Raw genomic sequence first — 15677 nt, forward strand, 5'->3', positions numbered from 1 at the left:
ATGCTAGCTAGACATAAAACTACGTTTTAGTCTTTGTTATTGATTTTGCAATTAGAACAACTAGTTACTGCAATCAATGCCTTGCTTTCATCCATTTTTCCTACGCCTAAATAGATCATCTAATTAACGGAATTGGTATAACAACTGTGGCGTCAAATTTCGGTTTGTGGCCGCATCTAATACAGGTATTAAAACAGATGGAATTTGAATTCAGAAAAGATTTTATCAGCGGGGAGGCGACGGTAAAGCTGTCCATGGACCATGAAGCCTTTGCGACTTGGCTGGAGCAGGAGGGACAGTCTATTAATTGGGTCGAAGATCTTCTGGAGAATATTTCACGCGTGCAGCAGCGGGTGGTAAATGAGATTAAGCTGGCCGGCAGTGAATTTTCACTCCTGCTCAATGAGGAGGAAGCGCAAGTTATCAATCATAGTTTATTAAATAACTTCGATGAGATTGAACTGGAAGGTGATCTGTCATTTTATGATTTGGAAATTGAAGCAAGCTGCGGTTTTGAAGATTTTCTGCATCTTATTGAGTCATGGTTACTCTTTTTGCAAAATAAATAAAATACCCTAAGTAGCTTAAGTATTTTATGCCGCTTAGGTAAACAGTGGCTATGCGCGATGATATCAGCTCAGACTTTCAGCACTAATGTCGCCATTCCCAAAAATGAAAATAGTCCGATCACATCGGTTAGGGTGGTTAACGCCATCCCGCCTGCCAGCGCAGGATCTATTTTATATTTATGCATAATAAGCGGGATAGTTGCCCCGGCGATACCGGCTACGGATAAATTGATAAACATCGCACCGGCTATAATTAAACCGACGGTGATATCACCTTTCCATAAGGTTACCGCAGTGGCGACCAGCGTCGCCCAAATCATGCCGTTAATTAAACCAATTGCTGCTTCTTTGCCGATTAACCAGCGTGTATTAGAGTTCCCTATATGACCAACGGCAAGGCCGCGAATAACCAGTGCCAGGGTCTGATTACCGGCAATTCCCCCCATGCTCGGCACTATGGTCATTAAAATTGCCAGAGTAGCCATCTGTTCTAAGGTTGCTTCAAACATGTTCGAAACTGAGGCTGCTATAAATGCCGCCATCAGGTTGATAGCAAGCCAAACGGTACGTCGCTTAGCACTGGAAAACACCGGTGCATAGGTATCTTCATCATCGTCCATACCGGCCATGCCCATCATAGAGTGCTCGGCATCTTCACGAATAATATCAACCACATCATCAATAGTTATTCGCCCTAAAAGGTGTTTTTCATGGTCAACTACAGGGGCTGAAATCCAGTCATGTCGTTCAAATAACTTAGCAATTTCACCGTCATCCATTTCCACCTGGAGCATTTCAGTTTTGTTATTCATTACCTGCGCGACGGAAAGGGAGGGGCTAACGGTTAATAAAGTGGATAAAGGAACGTCTCCGATTAACTGGTCTTGTTCATTTACCACATACAAGGTGTCGGTTGCTTCAGGCAGTTCACCTTTCAGGCGCAGATAGCGTAATACTACATCGATTGATACATCCGGACGTAATGTAATAGTGTCAGTGTTCATCAGCGAACCAGCAGTATCTTCCGGATAAGAAAGTGCCTGCTCAACACGGTGTCTGTCCTGCGCGTCCATGTTTTCCAATACAGCCCGGTACAGGCTGTCTGGAATACCCCGTAAAATAGAAGCGAGATCATCTGTGTCCATGCCTTCTGTGGCAGAGGCAATATTGGTTGCATCCATTAATGCAATGATGCTGTCTTTGGCATCTTCGTTTAATTCATCGAGTATTTCCCCCTGCTGATCATGGTCTGTCAAGCTCCATAATATTTTACGGTTGGTAGGGGGAGAAGATTCCAGTAATAATGCGACATCACAAGCGGGGGTTTTTTGAAGAATACTACGGGCTAATACGAACATACCGCTTTCCAGCGCTTTATTTACCTCTTGCAGTTTTTTTTGGGCATTTTGTACGTCAGTATTTTCTCGCATAGATGGCCTTATATTATTCTTCTTCTAAAAACTTATCTTCTATCAGTCTGGTAACAGCCAGCATAGCCTGCTCCGCTTCTTTGCCTTCTGCCAGTATTTCTATCTCCTGACCAAAACAGGTCTCTAATACTAATAAACCGAGAACGCTGCTGGCATCGGCTTGTTTTCCCTGATGTCTTATTATGATAGTAGCATCAAAAGACTCAACTAATTGTACAAGTTTGATCGTTGCACGTGTATGCAGGCCTAATTTGTTTTGAATGACAATAGTTTGTACGAGTGTTTTCACTTTTGTTTCAGCTCCTTTAAACCCTTATGTTCAATTTGGACTTGGTATTTTTGTTTAAAGCGAGCCGCAAGTTCTTCCGCCACATAGACAGAGCGGTGTTTTCCCCCCGTACAGCCAATCGCGATGGTCACGTAGTTACGGTTGTTCTCTTCAAGGTAAGGTAACCAGGAATGGAAAAGGTTTTCAATTTGGTTAATGGTTTTTTTTACCAGTATGTGTGAATCGAGAAACGCCTGTACGGGCTGATCTTTACCGCTGAATTTTTGTAAAGCGGGTTCCCAATGGGGATTAGGTAAAAAGCGTACATCAAAAATATAGTCGGCATCATCAGGATGCATATTTTTAAAACCAAATGACTGAAATATGACCAGTAACTTACTTTTAGTCGACCCTTGTAAATGAATTTTAAGGCGTTCATTTAAATTGTGGATGGAGAGGGTGGTGGTATCGATATAAAGTGCCGCGCTGTTATGCAGCGACTTTAAAAGTTCGCTTTCCAGTTCAATTGCCTGCGACAGGGATAATTTGTTTTTAGATAAAGGATGTAAACGCCGTGTTTCACTGTAGCGGCGGATCAGCTCAGAGTCGATAGCATCAAGGTAGATTATCTCTATCTCAACTTTCTCTTTTAATCTGCTGAGCAGTTGTTTTATCTTGTCGGCTTCAGCCGGTAAATTGCGCACATCTAAACTGATAGCAACTTTGTTATTTTTGGGGTCGACACTGTCGATTAATTGTTCAAGCAGTTGAAACGGTACACCGTCAACACAGTTATACCCTAAATCTTCAAGGACATGCAGTGCGATGGTTTTTCCTGAACCAGAGCGACCGCTAATAACTATTAATTTCATTGTAACCCCTGAAATTTATTCAATTTGTAGTAACTGGCATAACTCTTCGTTAGTTTCTGCATTTCTTAGCTGACGCAAAAATTGTTTATCCAAAAGCTTTTGACTGAGTTCAGAAAGCGCAGCCAGGTACTCTTTACAGCGATCTTCCGGTACAAAGATTGCGACGAGTATATCCACTTTATTACCGTCATAAGAATCATAATCTATCCCTGATTCACATTGGATGAAAATAGCGGTAGCAGGTAAAGAGCTGTCTATTTTTACATGCGGAATAGCAATACCTGAGCCTACCCCCGTAGAGCCTATTTTCTCCCGCGCAATTAAATCATTAAATAATATCTGCGGATCGAGATTTAATTTTTCACCTGCAATGTGACTTATTTTTTCTAATGCACATTTTTTACTGGTGCAGGTGGTTCGACTAAAAATGGATTCTTTATTTAATATGCTGGCAATATTCATATTTAATTTTATTTTGTTAATGATAATAAGACGGGCGAGTTTAGCATTTTCGCACCGAATGACCATCAACAAATCAGCATTTTTTACTCTTTCTCTCTAACTTAGACAGCATCTTACGTTGACTTGATGACGGAATTCCTAATAATTCCCGGTACTTAGAGATTGTCCGCCGCGCCACTTTAATGCCCTGCTGTTCGAGTAATAAGGCTATTTTATTATCACTCAGCGGCTTACTCGTCACTTCTGCAGAGATCATTTTTTTGATTAAAGCCTTGATGGCTGTTGATGAACATTCGCCACCGTTCTCGGTTGCAAGGTGGCTGGAGAAGAAATATTTCAACTCAAAAATACCTCTTGCGGTATGCATAAATTTTTGTGTTGTGACACGTGAAATGGTCGACTCGTGCATATCAACCTCTAATGCAACATCATTAAGCACCATAGGCTTCATCGCTTCTTCACCATACTCAAAAAATGCCTGTTGCTGGTGAACAATACAGTTGGACACTTTTAACAGGGTTTCGTTACGGCTTTCCAGACTTTTAATAAACCATTTTGCTTCCTGTAAATGGCCCTTGATAAACTGCGAATCGGATTTACTGATATTACCTTTACACAACGAAGCATATTGCTGATTTATTGAAAGCTTAGGATCTGAGTCAGGATGCAGAGAGACAACCCATTGACCGGAAATTTTTTTGACATAAACATCAGGTACAATATATTGAGCCTGACTGTTCTCTATCTGGTTTCCGGGGCGAGGTTCGAGTGTTTGAATTAATTGTAATACTTCTGCCAACTCGGCTTCTTTTAATTTAGTTTTTCGTGCCAGCGTGCGGTAATCGCGGTTACCCAGCAGATCCATATGCTTGGACAGTATGGTTAACGCTTCATGGCGCCATAATGTCTGCTCGGGTAAATGCTGCAGTTGGATTTGTAAACACTCCTGCGTGGAGCGTGCGGCGACGCCGATCGGATCAAAATGTTGAATGCGTTTTAAAACAACCTGAACCTCATCTAACTCCAGATCGTCAATTTCAGTCTCTAAACTTTCCTGGATTGCTTCACAACTTGTGGTCAGATAACCGGATTCATCTATCGAATCAATGATCGCAGTGGCTATCAGAAGGTCATTCTCAGAAAATGGTGTAAGCTGCATCTGCCAGATTAAGTGATCCTGCAGGGAAGTTGAAGACTCACCCTGATACCCGTTATCATCACCTTCATAGCTCGCATTGGAAGAGGTTGTGGAACTGTTTGGCCCTTGATTATAGGATTCTTCCCAATTATTTTCAGCGGGTAAATCTTCGGAGAACTCCTTCTGCGTCATAGCCTCAGAGGTATCTATTTGGCTGCTGTCTTGTTCAGCGCTGACCTCTTGTGTACCGTTATGCTCTTCCTGCTCTAATAATGGGTTTGAATCGAGTGCATTTTGAATTTCCTGCTGTAAATCCAGTGTGGACAGTTGTAATAATTTGATTGCCTGTTGTAATTGGGGCGTCATTGACAGCTGCTGCCCCATCTTTAAATGTAAACCTTGTTTGATCAAAATATTTTCCCCAACCCGCTAACTGAGTATTTATGGTGAGCAGCGACTAACACTGCCCTTGCTGTAAAATGGGATATCAACTACCTATAATTTAAATGCTTCACCCAGATAGACTTCTTTCACTTGTTTGTTTGCTAGTATTTCATCTTGACTGCCAACCGCAATAATTTCCCCATGACTGACGATATAGGAGTGCTGACAGACATCTAATGTTTCACGAACATTATGATCCGTGATTAACACACCTAAACCCCGATCCCTGAGGTGCTGGATGATATTCTTGATATCAATGACCGAAATCGGGTCTACGCCGGCAAAAGGTTCATCTAAGAGAATAAATTTAGGCTCTGTTGCCAGAGCGCGCGCTATTTCAACCCGGCGACGTTCACCACCGGAAAGGCTCATCCCTTTGTTATTACGAATATGGGTAATATGAAACTCTTCCAGTAAGGTATTCAGTTTTTCTTCTCTTTGCGCATTGCTTAACTCTTTACGCGTCTGCAAAATACCCATGATATTTTCTGTCACCGTTAAGCGCCGGAAAATAGATGCCTCCTGAGGCAGATAGCCAATCCCTTTTTGCGCTCTAATGTGCATTGGCTGGTTGGAAATGTCTTCACCATCAATAAAGATAGTGCCCTCATCCTGCTTTACCAGGCCGACTACCATGTAAAAAGAGGTTGTTTTCCCGGCCCCGTTAGGGCCAAGCAAACCGACAATCTCCCCTGTTTTGACGGTTAACCCCACACCGTTTACCACGGTGCGGCCTTTATAACTTTTCACTAAACCTTTAGCGATTAAATCTGCCATTTTATTCTTCTTTTTCTGCGGTTTTATCTTCTTTATTATTATCAAACTGTGCAGGTAAAAATACCGTTGTTACCCGTTGCTTCTCGCCTTCGTTGCTCACAGTGAGCTCTTCGCTGTCCAGAGAGTAAACAATTTTTGAGCCGTTGATCTGGCTGTCCAGCTGTTTAATTTGGGCTTTACCCGTAAGGGTGATGATCGATTTCGCGACATCGTAATGAATTTTATTTGCCTGAGCATCAAGCGGTCTGCCATCTTCCTGAGTCTGATAAAAAGTAGCACTCTTACCCTCAGCAATCATTATCTCATGATTGGGTTTATCTCCTCTGATAATAGTCAATTTATCAGCGGTTAATTTAATCGTACCTTGAGTCAGTAATACATCATCCTGAAAGACAACTGTATTATCCTTCATCGCCGCGCGCTGGCTAATGGAACTGACGTGAATAGGCTGGTCAAAATCGGATTCTAATGCAAGGCTGGAAAAAGAAATAACCAGCATGCTGATAACGAGGCTTATTTTATTGTTTTTCATTAAGGTATACCGCTTTTATTTGATCTTTCATAATTAATTCCTCTGTGACCAGTGAAGCCCACATACCAACACCCTGCTGCTGCATTTGCGGCCCTTTCCAGGTGACTAACAGGTCACTCGTGAGTTCTTTTGTATCGAGATAGATAGTGAGTTTTTCAGTTTCCATTGTTTCAATAAATTGATCCAAACTGAGATTTTTGACTAATACGTTTGTCGTTAAAACTAATTTATTTTGTTGGTGAAGCACACCCTCTTCGCTGGTAAGTTGCCAAATCGTTTTTGACTCTGTTTGTTCATTCTGGAGATAAACAGTCAGTTTCGGTTTTTTAAAATTAGTCAGTTTATCTTCATTAAAGTTCGTTGCTTTATCTGCGGATATTTTATGATCCATAAAGCCTGTTTCATTGAAGTGAACGCTATTAATATCGGTCGCAATATAACTCGGGTGATGAATTGGCAAAGGAGGGTGGATAACCTCTTTTTTAAAAAATAACCAAATTAAAAAAGCGGCCAGCAATAAAACAAAGGGAATACTTTTGCGCTTATTCATCTATTCACTTTTGCCCCGGGTGATATTGAGTTTGTTGTTGCACTGTAGAAAAAGGTCGCAGATTTCACGCACGGCGCCATAGCCGCCTTTAGTCCGGGTAATCAATTTTGCACTCTCTAATACCAGAGGATGAGCGTCATCTACTGCGATACCTAAACCGCAATCTTCTATCACCGGCAGATCCACCACATCATCACCAATATAAGCAACCTGCTCAGGTGTTAAACTCAGGGTGGTTAATAAAGATTGATAAACCGTGAATTTGTCCTCTTTGCCTTGAAATATATAAGGGACGCCGAGGGCCTGCATTCTGTTCTCTACAATTAAGGATTGTCGTCCGGTAATGATCGCGACATTAATGCCTATATTGAGAATAGCTTTGATACCAAAACCATCTTTAGTATGGAAGGCTTTTAGTTCTTCACCTTGATTACCTAAATAAATTCTACCATCGGAAAAAACACCATCAACATCGCAAATCAGTAATTTTATCTTTGCGGCGCGCTGGTAATTTTCGGCACTAATTTTACCATAAGGTGTTATGACCATTTAAATTCTCTGTTAATTGAGTAATATGCGTGTTACGAAATAAATAAAATACCAAAATGCATGCGCTAACGCGAGCAATGATTATTGGCCGGGTTATTTTTCAGTACAAATTTATACTGCTGCGACGCGCTATATCGCGTAACGAACGTGCTGATGCCAGTACCATCAAACATAAGGGCGTGCATTGTTACCCTTATTTGTTGAAAAATAAAGAGTTAGAAAAAATATGAGGCAATTTTAAAGCCCTCACAAGAACATTTTAAATTTAAAACGATAAAAAGGCATTTATTAGCAAGGTGTGCTGCCACTACAGGCAGCCTTCACTGCGTTGCCTCTGTTGTCCAGAACAACGACATTATAGAGGTATCTCATTGTGAAAATAGCTTTCAAAGCCAGTGCTGCCAGGTAAAAACCTGGCATTTCAATAATTCCTACCCCTGTTTTTCAATAACTTTGCATATAAATATTTGTATAAAAAATTTCATAACCTTACACTGTCATTTCGTGTTTATCCAAAGAGTATAAGGATTTATGAAAAACCCGTGTCATCTTGAAATAAAAAACATCAGTTTCTCGCGAAGTGATCGATTATTATTTGATAATTTATCTTTTCAGTTTGAGCGTGGTAAAATTACGGCCATATTAGGTCCAAGTGGTATAGGCAAAACAACATTATTGAAACTTATCGGTGGACAACTGGCTGTAGATAGTGGCGAAATAATTTTTAACCAGACACCTCTGCATAACTGCTCTTCGGCTGAGCTCTATCAGGCGCGTAAAAAAATGGGAATGTTATTTCAAAGCGGCGCACTGTTTAATGATCTTTCTGTTTTTGAGAATGTCGCATTTCCTTTACGCGAACATAACCATTTGGATGAATCACTGCTGAAAATACTGGTTTTAATGAAGCTGGAAGCGGTTGGTTTGAGGGGCGCTCGCGATTTAGCTCCGCAACAATTATCCGGTGGTATGGCACGGCGTGTTGCGCTGGCGCGGGCAATTGCGCTGGATCCTGAATTAATCATGTATGATGAGCCTTTCAGTGGTCAGGATCCGATTTCGATGAATGTGCTGCTTAAATTAATCGAGCAATTAAATAAAAATTTAGGCTTGACCTCGATCATTGTTACCCATGATGTCGATGAAGTGCTGTCTATTGCTGATAATGTTTATGTGCTAGCAGAGAAAAGTATTATTGCGCAAGGGACTGTTGAAGAGGTGTTAAAAGACACTGAAAATGAACTATTACAGCAGTTTTTGCATGGGCGGAGTGAAGGGCCGGTGCCTTTTCATTTCAAAACCGAAGATTTTCAATCTGATTTACAGCAGGTAAGCCGCTAATGTTAGCTTTTGTTAGCGCCGTCGGGCGTGTATCTTTGTCTTTTATGGAAACAACAGGCAAGTCTTGTTTAATGTTGTTTCATACGGTAGCAGGTGCGCCGCATCCTAAACTGTTTTCGCTGTTTATTAAGCAGATATTTCAGCTGGGTATTTTATCTTTACCGATTATAGTAACCTCGGGGTTATTTATAGGTATGGTACTGAGCCTGCAGGGGTATAATGTGTTAGTTGATTATGCTGCAGAAGAGAGTTTAGGCAGTATGGTTGCGTTATCTCTGTTAAGAGAGTTAGGACCGGTTGTAACGGCGCTACTTTTTGCCGGACGCGCGGGCTCCGCTCTCACCGCTGAAATAGGTCTGATGCAGAGTACTGAGCAGCTTGCCAGTATGGAAATGATGGCTGTCTCTCCGTTGAAACGGGTTATTGCACCGCGTTTTCTTGCCGGTATTATAACCTTGCCGCTACTGACCCTGATCTTTAATGTGGTTGCTATCTGGGGTGGCTACTTAATTGGTGTTTCCTGGATGGGGGTAGACGGTGGTGCGTACTGGTCGGTGATGCAGGGCAGTGTTGAATATATGCCGGATGTGATGAATGGTGTGCTTAAAAGTATTGTGTTTGGTGTGATGATCACCTGGGTTGCACTGTATAATGGTTATCATGTAATACCAAATGCGCTGGGTATCAGCCGTTCAACAACACAAACAGTGGTTGTTTCATCATTATTAGTGTTAGCAATGGATTTTATATTAACCGTGTTTATGTTTGGAATGTGATCCAGCATATAAAAAGTGGAAGTAAATATGTCTCAGAAAAAAACGGAAATGTGGGTTGGTGTTTTTGTTATTGGCGCGATGTTGTCCCTGGCGATATTAGCCTTTAATGTTGCCGGTTTGTCATTAAAGGGGGAGGGGCGGAGTTATACCCTCTATGCAAGTTTTTCTAATATCGGTGGTTTAAAAGTAAGATCGCCGGTGAAACTCGGTGGTGTTGTTGTCGGAAGGGTTGAAGGAATTACTTTAGACAAAGAGAGTTACACGCCAATTGTACGCCTGGCTATGTTTGAAAATAATGGCTATTACCCGGAGACTTCGTCGCTGTCTATTTTAACTTCCGGTTTATTAGGTGAGCAGTATATAGGTCTGCAGCCTGGCTTTATTGATGAGGATATTGCTATGTTGGAAGACGGAGATCGTTTTGAAGATACTAAATCAGCAATCGTGCTGGAAGACTTAATTGGCCAATTTATTTATTCACTAAATAAGGAGGGATAATGCGCTATTTTTTAACCGTTATAACACTGCTTTTTTCCAGTATTGTTGCTAGTGTCGAGATAGATATGAGTAACCCGAATAAAGTTATACAGTCTGTTTCGGCCAAGACATTTGCAAGAATCACAGCCGAGGGGGAGCGTTTGCAGACTGACCCGAATTATATGCAGGTAGTCATTGAGGAGGAGTTACTCCCTTATTTTGATTATAAATATGCTGCTTATAGGGTATTAGGCACTGATTTAAAAAAGACGACTGTCACCCAACGCAATGATTTTGTGGAAGCGTTTCGCCTCCATTTAATGAACTCTTATGGCCATATTTTATTCAAATATGATAACCAGAATATAGAAATCGCCGATAATAAGAACTTCAAAGATGCGAAGATAGTCACTGTTCCAGTCAACGTGCGGGATAAAAACAATCAGGTCGTGCAGCTGAAATTTAAATTGCGGGAAAATAAAAAATCAGGTGAGTGGAAGGTATTTGATGTTATCGCCGAGGGCGTCAGCATGTTAGATACCAAACAGTCAGAGATAAAAGATCTTATTCAGAAACAGGGGATCGACAAGGTTATTCAACAGTTGCAAAAGAAAAATAGCGAGTTCTCCTTGTGACAGCAGGCAGGGATGACGGGGTAATGATTCTCCAGGGCAACCTAGTGTTGAGTGAATTGTCGGCGAAAAAATTTCCTGATATAACAGCATATCAAAATAAAAAAGTAATAGATTTGCAGCAGATTACAAACATAGATTCTGCCGGAATTGCCTATTTAGTACAGATCAAGACAAGTTGTCCCGGAGTATCTTTTAAGGATGGCTCGGATAAGGTATTAATCTTAGCGGATTTATATGGGGTAAGTTTTTTCTTCAAGTAGTGAGTTATTCAATGGATATTAAAGCAATAAAAGAAAAGTTAGAACAAGCATTAGTGCTTGATGAATGTATCGTCAAAGGTGAAAACGGTAATTTTCAAGTGATCGTGGTCAGTGACATGTTTACTGATATGAGCCGTGTTAAAAAACAGCAAGTTGTTTACGGACCTCTCACAGAGGAGATTGCAAGCAATGCTATTCATGCGCTCACCATTAAAGCATTAACGCCGGATGAGTGGCAAAAACAAAAACACTTTATTTAGTAGAGAAAAGGACAATTTGATGGGTCAGTTTTTAATTCAGGGGGGTTGCCAGTTAAATGGGGAAGTAACAATCTCCGGCGCTAAAAATGCGGCATTACCAATTCTATTTGCGAGTTTGTTATCTAAAGGTGATGTGCATTTAACCAATATCCCTCTGTTAAAAGATATCTCTACAACGCTTGAGCTTTTACAAGAACTGGGTGCACAAGCATCTCAAAATGGACATGAAGTGCATATTAATGCCGCTTCGGTAAAGAATTTTACCGCTTCTTATGAGTTAGTACGCAGTATGCGTGCCTCTATTTTGGCGCTGGGGCCTCTGGTTGCCCGCTTTGGTGAAGCAGATATTTCATTGCCTGGTGGTTGCGCCATCGGCGCACGTCCGGTTAATTTACATATCCACGGTCTTGAGCAGATGGGCGCAACCATTAAGGTCGAAGACGGTTTTATTAAAGCGCGTGTTGACGGGCGTTTAAAAGGCGCTCATCTGTATATGGATATGGTCAGCGTGACCGGGACCGGCAATCTGATGATGGCAGCGGCGCTGGCAGAGGGGATTACCACTATTGAAAATGCGGCTAAAGAACCTGAGCTTGTTGATCTGGCTAATTTTATCAATGGGATGGGCGGAAAAATTTCCGGTGCGGGAACAGACACTATCGTCATCGAAGGTGTTGAATCTTTAGGTGATTGTGCTTATCAGGTACAACCTGACCGTATTGAAACGGGCACTTTTCTAGTTGCAGGTGTAGTAAGCGGGGGGAAGGTTAGGTGTGTTAAAACCGATCCTCATTTATTAACGGCTGTACTGTCTAAACTAGAAGAAGCCGGCGCATTGGTAACCACCGGTAGCGACTGGATAGAAGTGGATATGACCGATCGGAAGCTTAAGTCGGTGAATATAACCACCGCACCGCATCCGGCTTTTCCCACAGATATGCAGGCCCAGTTCACCGTGTTAAATACGGTTGCACCGGGAACGGGACGGATCAAAGAAAATATTTTTGAGAACCGTTTTATGCATGTGCCTGAATTACAGCGAATGGGCGCCAATATTACCTTAGAGGGTAACCTTGCTATTTGTGGTGACCATGATCAGTTATCCGGAGCAGAAGTGATGGCAACAGATTTGCGTGCTTCGGCGAGCTTAGTGATTGCCGGCCTGATTGCCCATGGTGAAACCATTGTTGATGAGATCTATCATATTGATCGTGGTTATGAAGCGATAGAAAATAAGTTGATTGCGCTTGGAGCAAAAATTAAGCGTGTCGAAAATTGATAATTTTTTAATCAACCTTGATATCAAAAAGGGAAGCGCGAAGCTTCCCTTTGTTGTTTTTGCTTGTGTATTTAGATTAACGGTTTGAATTTTGCGGAAAACTGCTTAACTCGCCAATAATAACTTCTACTTCAATTTCCTTACCTTGACGTAATATTGTTAAAATCGCTTTGCTTCCGGGCGGGATTTCGGCAACCATATCCATAGCAAAGATTAAGTTTTCAATCTCTATATTATTAATTTTCAGTAAAATATCGTTGACTTCTATTCCTGCATCGCTGGCCGGACCGCCTTCCTTAACCTGCTTAATAATGGTGCTGTTTTGTGCTTTCAGTCCCCACAATCGTGCTAACAGAGGATCTAAATTTTCGGCAACGATACCCAGCGATCCGCGAATCACACGGCCGTCTTTAATAAGACTGTGCATAATACGCTTTGACAGTTTATAGGGAATGGCAAAACTAATGCCATAACTGAGGTTCTGATTACGGGTGTAAAATTCTGAAGTATTAATACCGACCAACTCTCCGCGGCTATTAATTAATGCGCCGCCTGAATTGCCTTCATTAATTGCGGCATCTGTCTGCAGAAAGTCCTGACGGCCAGATGAGCTCATACCATTTCTTCCCGTTGCACTGATAATCCCCTGAGTAATGGTCTGCCCTAAATTATATGGGTTACCAATGGCCAGTACTATATCACCGACTTGCGGCTGATATTGGTTGTTCTGCGGAATGACCGGCAGATTTTTTCCTTTAATCTGCAGTACCGCCAAGTCGGTGATGGCATCGCTGCCCACCACTGAAGCGGTAAATAAACGGCCGTCCTGTAAAGCGATAAGTATCTGATCTGCACGATCAATAACATGGTAGTTAGTCAGGATATAACCGGCTTTGTCAACAATAATACCTGAGCCTAACCCGGTCGGCTGCAAGTGCTGTTTATTGTCAATGGTAGAATTAACGTATTGTTGAGAATAGATATTGACTACAGCGGGAGAGGCTTTTTTTACTGATTCACTATAACTTACCACCTTATCATTGCTTATGAAGGTTATTAAAGTTGTTCCTAATTGGGAACCATGAATGATTAATATCGCGATAATAATCCCCCAAAAAATGGGTTTGAAAAAATATAGAAAGCGCGTTTTAAAGTTCATTGTGTTTAACCAAGCCGGTAAATGGAAATGCCGTTGGAGATTATATACAAAACAAAAGGGGACGGGGGGCTTTATTATAGGTTATTGAGAAACAGGTAAAAAAAAGCATCATCAAAGGTGGTGCTTAACAATATCTGTGTGTTTGATTATTGAGCAATCAAGGGGGAAAAGAACAGTTTATAATGTCTTCTGCAACATATTGATGACCAGAATTCTATGTTAATAAATAACAGGCAAAAAAAAGCAGCGTCTAAAACGCTGCTCTATTAGCATCTGTAATAATACCAAATCCGATAATTATCTATTCATTTATACTTGTTAAAATGAATGCTAGCTTCGTTATTGATTTTGTAATTAGAACAACTAGTTACTGCAATCAATGCCTTGCTTTCATCCATTTTTCCTACGCCTAAATAGATCATCTAATTAACGGAATTGGTATAACTAGTTATTAAGCAATAACGTGTACAGAAGAAGTGTTTGTAGTTCCTTCAGCAACAAGTGCACCAGATACCATAACAACTTTATCACCAGAAGTTACCAGGCCAAGTTCTTTAGCCATGTCCATACCAAGTTGGTAGAAACCTTCCATTGTATCTTGCTGCTCAATTACTTTAGCTGAAACACCTTTGGTCAATGCAAGTTGTTGAGCTGTTTTAGGATTGCTGGTTAACGCCAGAATCTTAGTCGTTGGGAAGTATTTACGCAATGAACGAGCAGACTTACCAGCACCTGTTGCTACGATAATTAGTTTAGCGTTTAGTTGCTCAGCATTTTGCACTGCGCCGCTACAAACCGCTTCAGTGATACGAAGATCTTTTTCTGCAGTACTAAGTCTAACTGGCATAACGTTATCGGTACGTGCACAGATAGTTGCCATGATTTCAACAGCTTCTGCAGGGTATTTACCTTTAGCACTTTCACCTGATAGCATTACCGCATCGGTACCGTCCAGGATTGCATTGGCAACGTCACCCGCTTCAGCGCGTGTTGGACGTGGGTTTTTGATCATAGAATCAAGCATCTGTGTTGCAGTAATAACAGGTTTACGTGCAGCATTGGCTTTTTCAATCATCATTTTTTGTGCGAAGATTACTTCTTCAACTGCAATTTCAACACCTAAGTCACCACGTGCAACCATGATTGCGTCAGATACAGCCAGGATTTCATCAAAGTTATCAACGCCTTCCTGGTTTTCGATTTTAGAGATGATTTGGATGTTTTCGCCGCCGTTAGCTTTTAATAACTCACGGATTTCTAACACGTCTTCTTTCTTACGGATAAATGATGCCGCGATGAAGTCAACTTGTTGTTCACAACCAAATACTAAATCGCCTTTATCTTTAGGGGAAAGAGCTGGTAGTTGAACTTTAACGCCAGGAAGGTTAACACCTTTGTTTTCGCCTAATTCACCTGTGTTGATTACTTCACAAATAACATTTGTATCAGTAATGCGTTTAACTTTCATTTCGATTAAGCCGTCATCTAGTAACACAGTGTTACCGACAGCAAGGTCATTGGTTAAATTTTCGTAAGTTACTGCAACTTTAGTATTATCGCCAACAACGGTTTGGTCAGTTGTTAAAGTGAACTCTTGGCCTGCAGTTAGTAGTACGTCATCACCGTTTACTAGTTTAACAGTACGGATTTCCGGACCTTTAGTATCTAATAAGATAGCAACATTTTTGCCTGTTTCCTGGCAAATTTCACGGATGGTATTGATACGTCCGCCATGTTCGTTAAAATCGCCATGTGAGAAGTTAAGGCGCATAACATTCATGCCATTAGCAACTAGTTTACCTAGCATCTCTTTTGATTCTGATTTTGGACCAATCGTACAAACTATTTTAGTTTTTCTCACCGTTTTTCTCCAAGAGTGATTATGTTTATTAATACAGG

General features: G+C 41.2%; 19 protein-coding genes. 8 read left to right on the plus strand and 11 right to left on the minus strand.

Going from position 1 to position 15677, the window contains the following annotated elements:
• Positions 1–197: 197 nt before the first annotated feature.
• Positions 198–569 (plus strand): YacL family protein, encoded by a 372-nt coding sequence (locus ABZA00_RS02145; RefSeq protein WP_372880499.1) that lies wholly within the window; start codon positions 198–200, stop codon positions 567–569.
• A 68-nt stretch (positions 570–637) separates the two neighbouring features.
• Here the strand turns inward: ABZA00_RS02145 and mgtE are convergent, their stop codons facing one another.
• The 9 genes from mgtE to kdsC form a co-directional block, all read right to left on the minus strand.
• A complete protein-coding gene (gene mgtE / locus ABZA00_RS02150; RefSeq protein WP_372880500.1) occupies positions 638–1999 on the minus strand; it encodes a magnesium transporter in 1362 nt (453 codons plus the stop codon).
• Positions 2000–2012: 13 nt separating this feature from the next.
• The gene (locus ABZA00_RS02155) at positions 2013–2288 is read right to left on the minus strand and encodes an HPr family phosphocarrier protein (protein WP_372880501.1); all 276 of its coding nucleotides are present in this window, start codon (positions 2286–2288) and stop codon (positions 2013–2015) included.
• Positions 2285–3139, minus strand: a complete 855-nt coding sequence (rapZ, locus tag ABZA00_RS02160) for an RNase adapter RapZ (protein WP_372880502.1) — start codon at positions 3137–3139, stop codon at positions 2285–2287. The genes ABZA00_RS02155 and rapZ overlap by 4 nt, the downstream gene beginning before the upstream one ends.
• A gap of 15 nt (positions 3140–3154) precedes the next feature.
• Positions 3155–3601 carry a PTS sugar transporter subunit IIA gene (locus ABZA00_RS02165; protein ID WP_372880503.1) on the minus strand — a complete coding sequence of 149 codons (447 nt, stop codon included), beginning with the start codon at positions 3599–3601 and terminating at the stop codon, positions 3155–3157.
• A gap of 73 nt (positions 3602–3674) precedes the next feature.
• The gene (locus ABZA00_RS02170; protein ID WP_372880539.1) at positions 3675–5147 is read right to left on the minus strand and encodes an RNA polymerase factor sigma-54; all 1473 of its coding nucleotides are present in this window, start codon (positions 5145–5147) and stop codon (positions 3675–3677) included.
• Between the two features lie 87 nt (positions 5148–5234).
• Positions 5235–5960, minus strand: coding sequence for an LPS export ABC transporter ATP-binding protein (gene lptB / locus ABZA00_RS02175; RefSeq protein ID WP_372880504.1), 726 nt, complete (start codon positions 5958–5960; stop codon positions 5235–5237).
• Position 5961: 1 nt separating this feature from the next.
• Positions 5962–6492 carry a lipopolysaccharide transport periplasmic protein LptA gene (gene lptA / locus ABZA00_RS02180; RefSeq protein ID WP_372880505.1) on the minus strand — a complete coding sequence of 177 codons (531 nt, stop codon included), beginning with the start codon at positions 6490–6492 and terminating at the stop codon, positions 5962–5964.
• Complete coding sequence (lptC, locus tag ABZA00_RS02185; protein ID WP_372880506.1) at positions 6479–7042, minus strand: LPS export ABC transporter periplasmic protein LptC; 564 nt, start codon at positions 7040–7042, stop codon at positions 6479–6481. Before lptC ends, lptA begins: the two co-directional genes overlap by 14 nt.
• Positions 7043–7591 (minus strand): 3-deoxy-manno-octulosonate-8-phosphatase KdsC, encoded by a 549-nt coding sequence (gene kdsC / locus ABZA00_RS02190; RefSeq protein WP_372880507.1) that lies wholly within the window; start codon positions 7589–7591, stop codon positions 7043–7045.
• Positions 7592–8122: 531 nt separating this feature from the next.
• On the opposite strand from kdsC, the gene ABZA00_RS02195 reads away from it, so the two are divergent.
• Genes ABZA00_RS02195 through murA form a run of 7 tightly spaced genes read left to right on the plus strand, consistent with a single transcriptional unit; the run spans position 8123 to position 12619 of the window.
• The gene (locus tag ABZA00_RS02195) at positions 8123–8932 is read left to right on the plus strand and encodes an ATP-binding cassette domain-containing protein (RefSeq protein ID WP_372880508.1); all 810 of its coding nucleotides are present in this window, start codon (positions 8123–8125) and stop codon (positions 8930–8932) included.
• Positions 8932–9708 carry a lipid asymmetry maintenance ABC transporter permease subunit MlaE gene (gene mlaE / locus ABZA00_RS02200; RefSeq protein WP_372880509.1) on the plus strand — a complete coding sequence of 259 codons (777 nt, stop codon included), beginning with the start codon at positions 8932–8934 and terminating at the stop codon, positions 9706–9708. Before ABZA00_RS02195 ends, mlaE begins: the two co-directional genes overlap by 1 nt.
• Positions 9709–9735: 27 nt before the next feature.
• On the plus strand, positions 9736–10206 hold the full coding sequence (mlaD, locus tag ABZA00_RS02205; RefSeq protein ID WP_372880510.1) for an outer membrane lipid asymmetry maintenance protein MlaD: 471 nt from the start codon (positions 9736–9738) through the stop codon (positions 10204–10206).
• Positions 10206–10820 carry a phospholipid-binding protein MlaC gene (locus ABZA00_RS02210; protein ID WP_372880511.1) on the plus strand — a complete coding sequence of 205 codons (615 nt, stop codon included), beginning with the start codon at positions 10206–10208 and terminating at the stop codon, positions 10818–10820. Before mlaD ends, ABZA00_RS02210 begins: the two co-directional genes overlap by 1 nt.
• Positions 10817–11080 carry a lipid asymmetry maintenance protein MlaB gene (locus tag ABZA00_RS02215; protein ID WP_372880512.1) on the plus strand — a complete coding sequence of 88 codons (264 nt, stop codon included), beginning with the start codon at positions 10817–10819 and terminating at the stop codon, positions 11078–11080. The genes ABZA00_RS02210 and ABZA00_RS02215 overlap by 4 nt, the downstream gene beginning before the upstream one ends.
• 11 nt (positions 11081–11091) lie before the next feature.
• Positions 11092–11340: a BolA family protein gene (locus ABZA00_RS02220; protein WP_372880513.1), complete on the plus strand. Its 249-nt coding sequence runs from the start codon at positions 11092–11094 to the stop codon at positions 11338–11340.
• Positions 11341–11359: 19 nt separating this feature from the next.
• Positions 11360–12619: a UDP-N-acetylglucosamine 1-carboxyvinyltransferase gene (gene murA, locus ABZA00_RS02225; protein WP_372880514.1), complete on the plus strand. Its 1260-nt coding sequence runs from the start codon at positions 11360–11362 to the stop codon at positions 12617–12619.
• Between the two features lie 76 nt (positions 12620–12695).
• On the opposite strand, the gene degS is transcribed toward murA, so the two are convergent.
• Entirely contained in the window at positions 12696–13778 is a 1083-nt protein-coding gene (gene degS / locus ABZA00_RS02230; protein WP_372880515.1) for an outer membrane-stress sensor serine endopeptidase DegS, read from the minus strand.
• Positions 13779–14229: 451 nt separating this feature from the next.
• Positions 14230–15639 carry a pyruvate kinase PykF gene (gene pykF, locus ABZA00_RS02235; RefSeq protein WP_372880516.1) on the minus strand — a complete coding sequence of 470 codons (1410 nt, stop codon included), beginning with the start codon at positions 15637–15639 and terminating at the stop codon, positions 14230–14232.
• Positions 15640–15677: the final 38 nt, after the last annotated feature.

The sequence above is a fragment of the Psychromonas sp. genome (genome assembly GCF_041586535.1).
GTDB lineage: Bacteria > Pseudomonadota > Gammaproteobacteria > Enterobacterales > Psychromonadaceae > Psychromonas.

What these genes read in the sequence shown, in the direction of transcription:
- mlaE (WP_372880509.1), top strand. Translation starts at nt 8,932, where the DNA reads ATGTTAGCTTTTGTTAGCGCCGTCGGGCGTGTATCTTTGTCTTTTATG.
- lptC (WP_372880506.1), bottom strand. Translation starts at nt 7,042, where the DNA reads ATGAATAAGCGCAAAAGTATTCCCTTTGTTTTATTGCTGGCCGCTTTT.
- ABZA00_RS02165 (WP_372880503.1), bottom strand. Translation starts at nt 3,601, where the DNA reads ATGAATATTGCCAGCATATTAAATAAAGAATCCATTTTTAGTCGAACC.
- kdsC (WP_372880507.1), bottom strand. Translation starts at nt 7,591, where the DNA reads ATGGTCATAACACCTTATGGTAAAATTAGTGCCGAAAATTACCAGCGC.
- rapZ (WP_372880502.1), bottom strand. Translation starts at nt 3,139, where the DNA reads ATGAAATTAATAGTTATTAGCGGTCGCTCTGGTTCAGGAAAAACCATC.
- ABZA00_RS02195 (WP_372880508.1), top strand. Translation starts at nt 8,123, where the DNA reads ATGAAAAACCCGTGTCATCTTGAAATAAAAAACATCAGTTTCTCGCGA.
- mgtE (WP_372880500.1), bottom strand. Translation starts at nt 1,999, where the DNA reads ATGCGAGAAAATACTGACGTACAAAATGCCCAAAAAAAACTGCAAGAG.
- degS (WP_372880515.1), bottom strand. Translation starts at nt 13,778, where the DNA reads ATGAACTTTAAAACGCGCTTTCTATATTTTTTCAAACCCATTTTTTGG.
- ABZA00_RS02145 (WP_372880499.1), top strand. Translation starts at nt 198, where the DNA reads ATGGAATTTGAATTCAGAAAAGATTTTATCAGCGGGGAGGCGACGGTA.
- lptB (WP_372880504.1), bottom strand. Translation starts at nt 5,960, where the DNA reads ATGGCAGATTTAATCGCTAAAGGTTTAGTGAAAAGTTATAAAGGCCGC.
- mlaD (WP_372880510.1), top strand. Translation starts at nt 9,736, where the DNA reads ATGTCTCAGAAAAAAACGGAAATGTGGGTTGGTGTTTTTGTTATTGGC.
- murA (WP_372880514.1), top strand. Translation starts at nt 11,360, where the DNA reads ATGGGTCAGTTTTTAATTCAGGGGGGTTGCCAGTTAAATGGGGAAGTA.
- ABZA00_RS02210 (WP_372880511.1), top strand. Translation starts at nt 10,206, where the DNA reads ATGCGCTATTTTTTAACCGTTATAACACTGCTTTTTTCCAGTATTGTT.
- ABZA00_RS02220 (WP_372880513.1), top strand. Translation starts at nt 11,092, where the DNA reads ATGGATATTAAAGCAATAAAAGAAAAGTTAGAACAAGCATTAGTGCTT.
- lptA (WP_372880505.1), bottom strand. Translation starts at nt 6,492, where the DNA reads ATGAAAAACAATAAAATAAGCCTCGTTATCAGCATGCTGGTTATTTCT.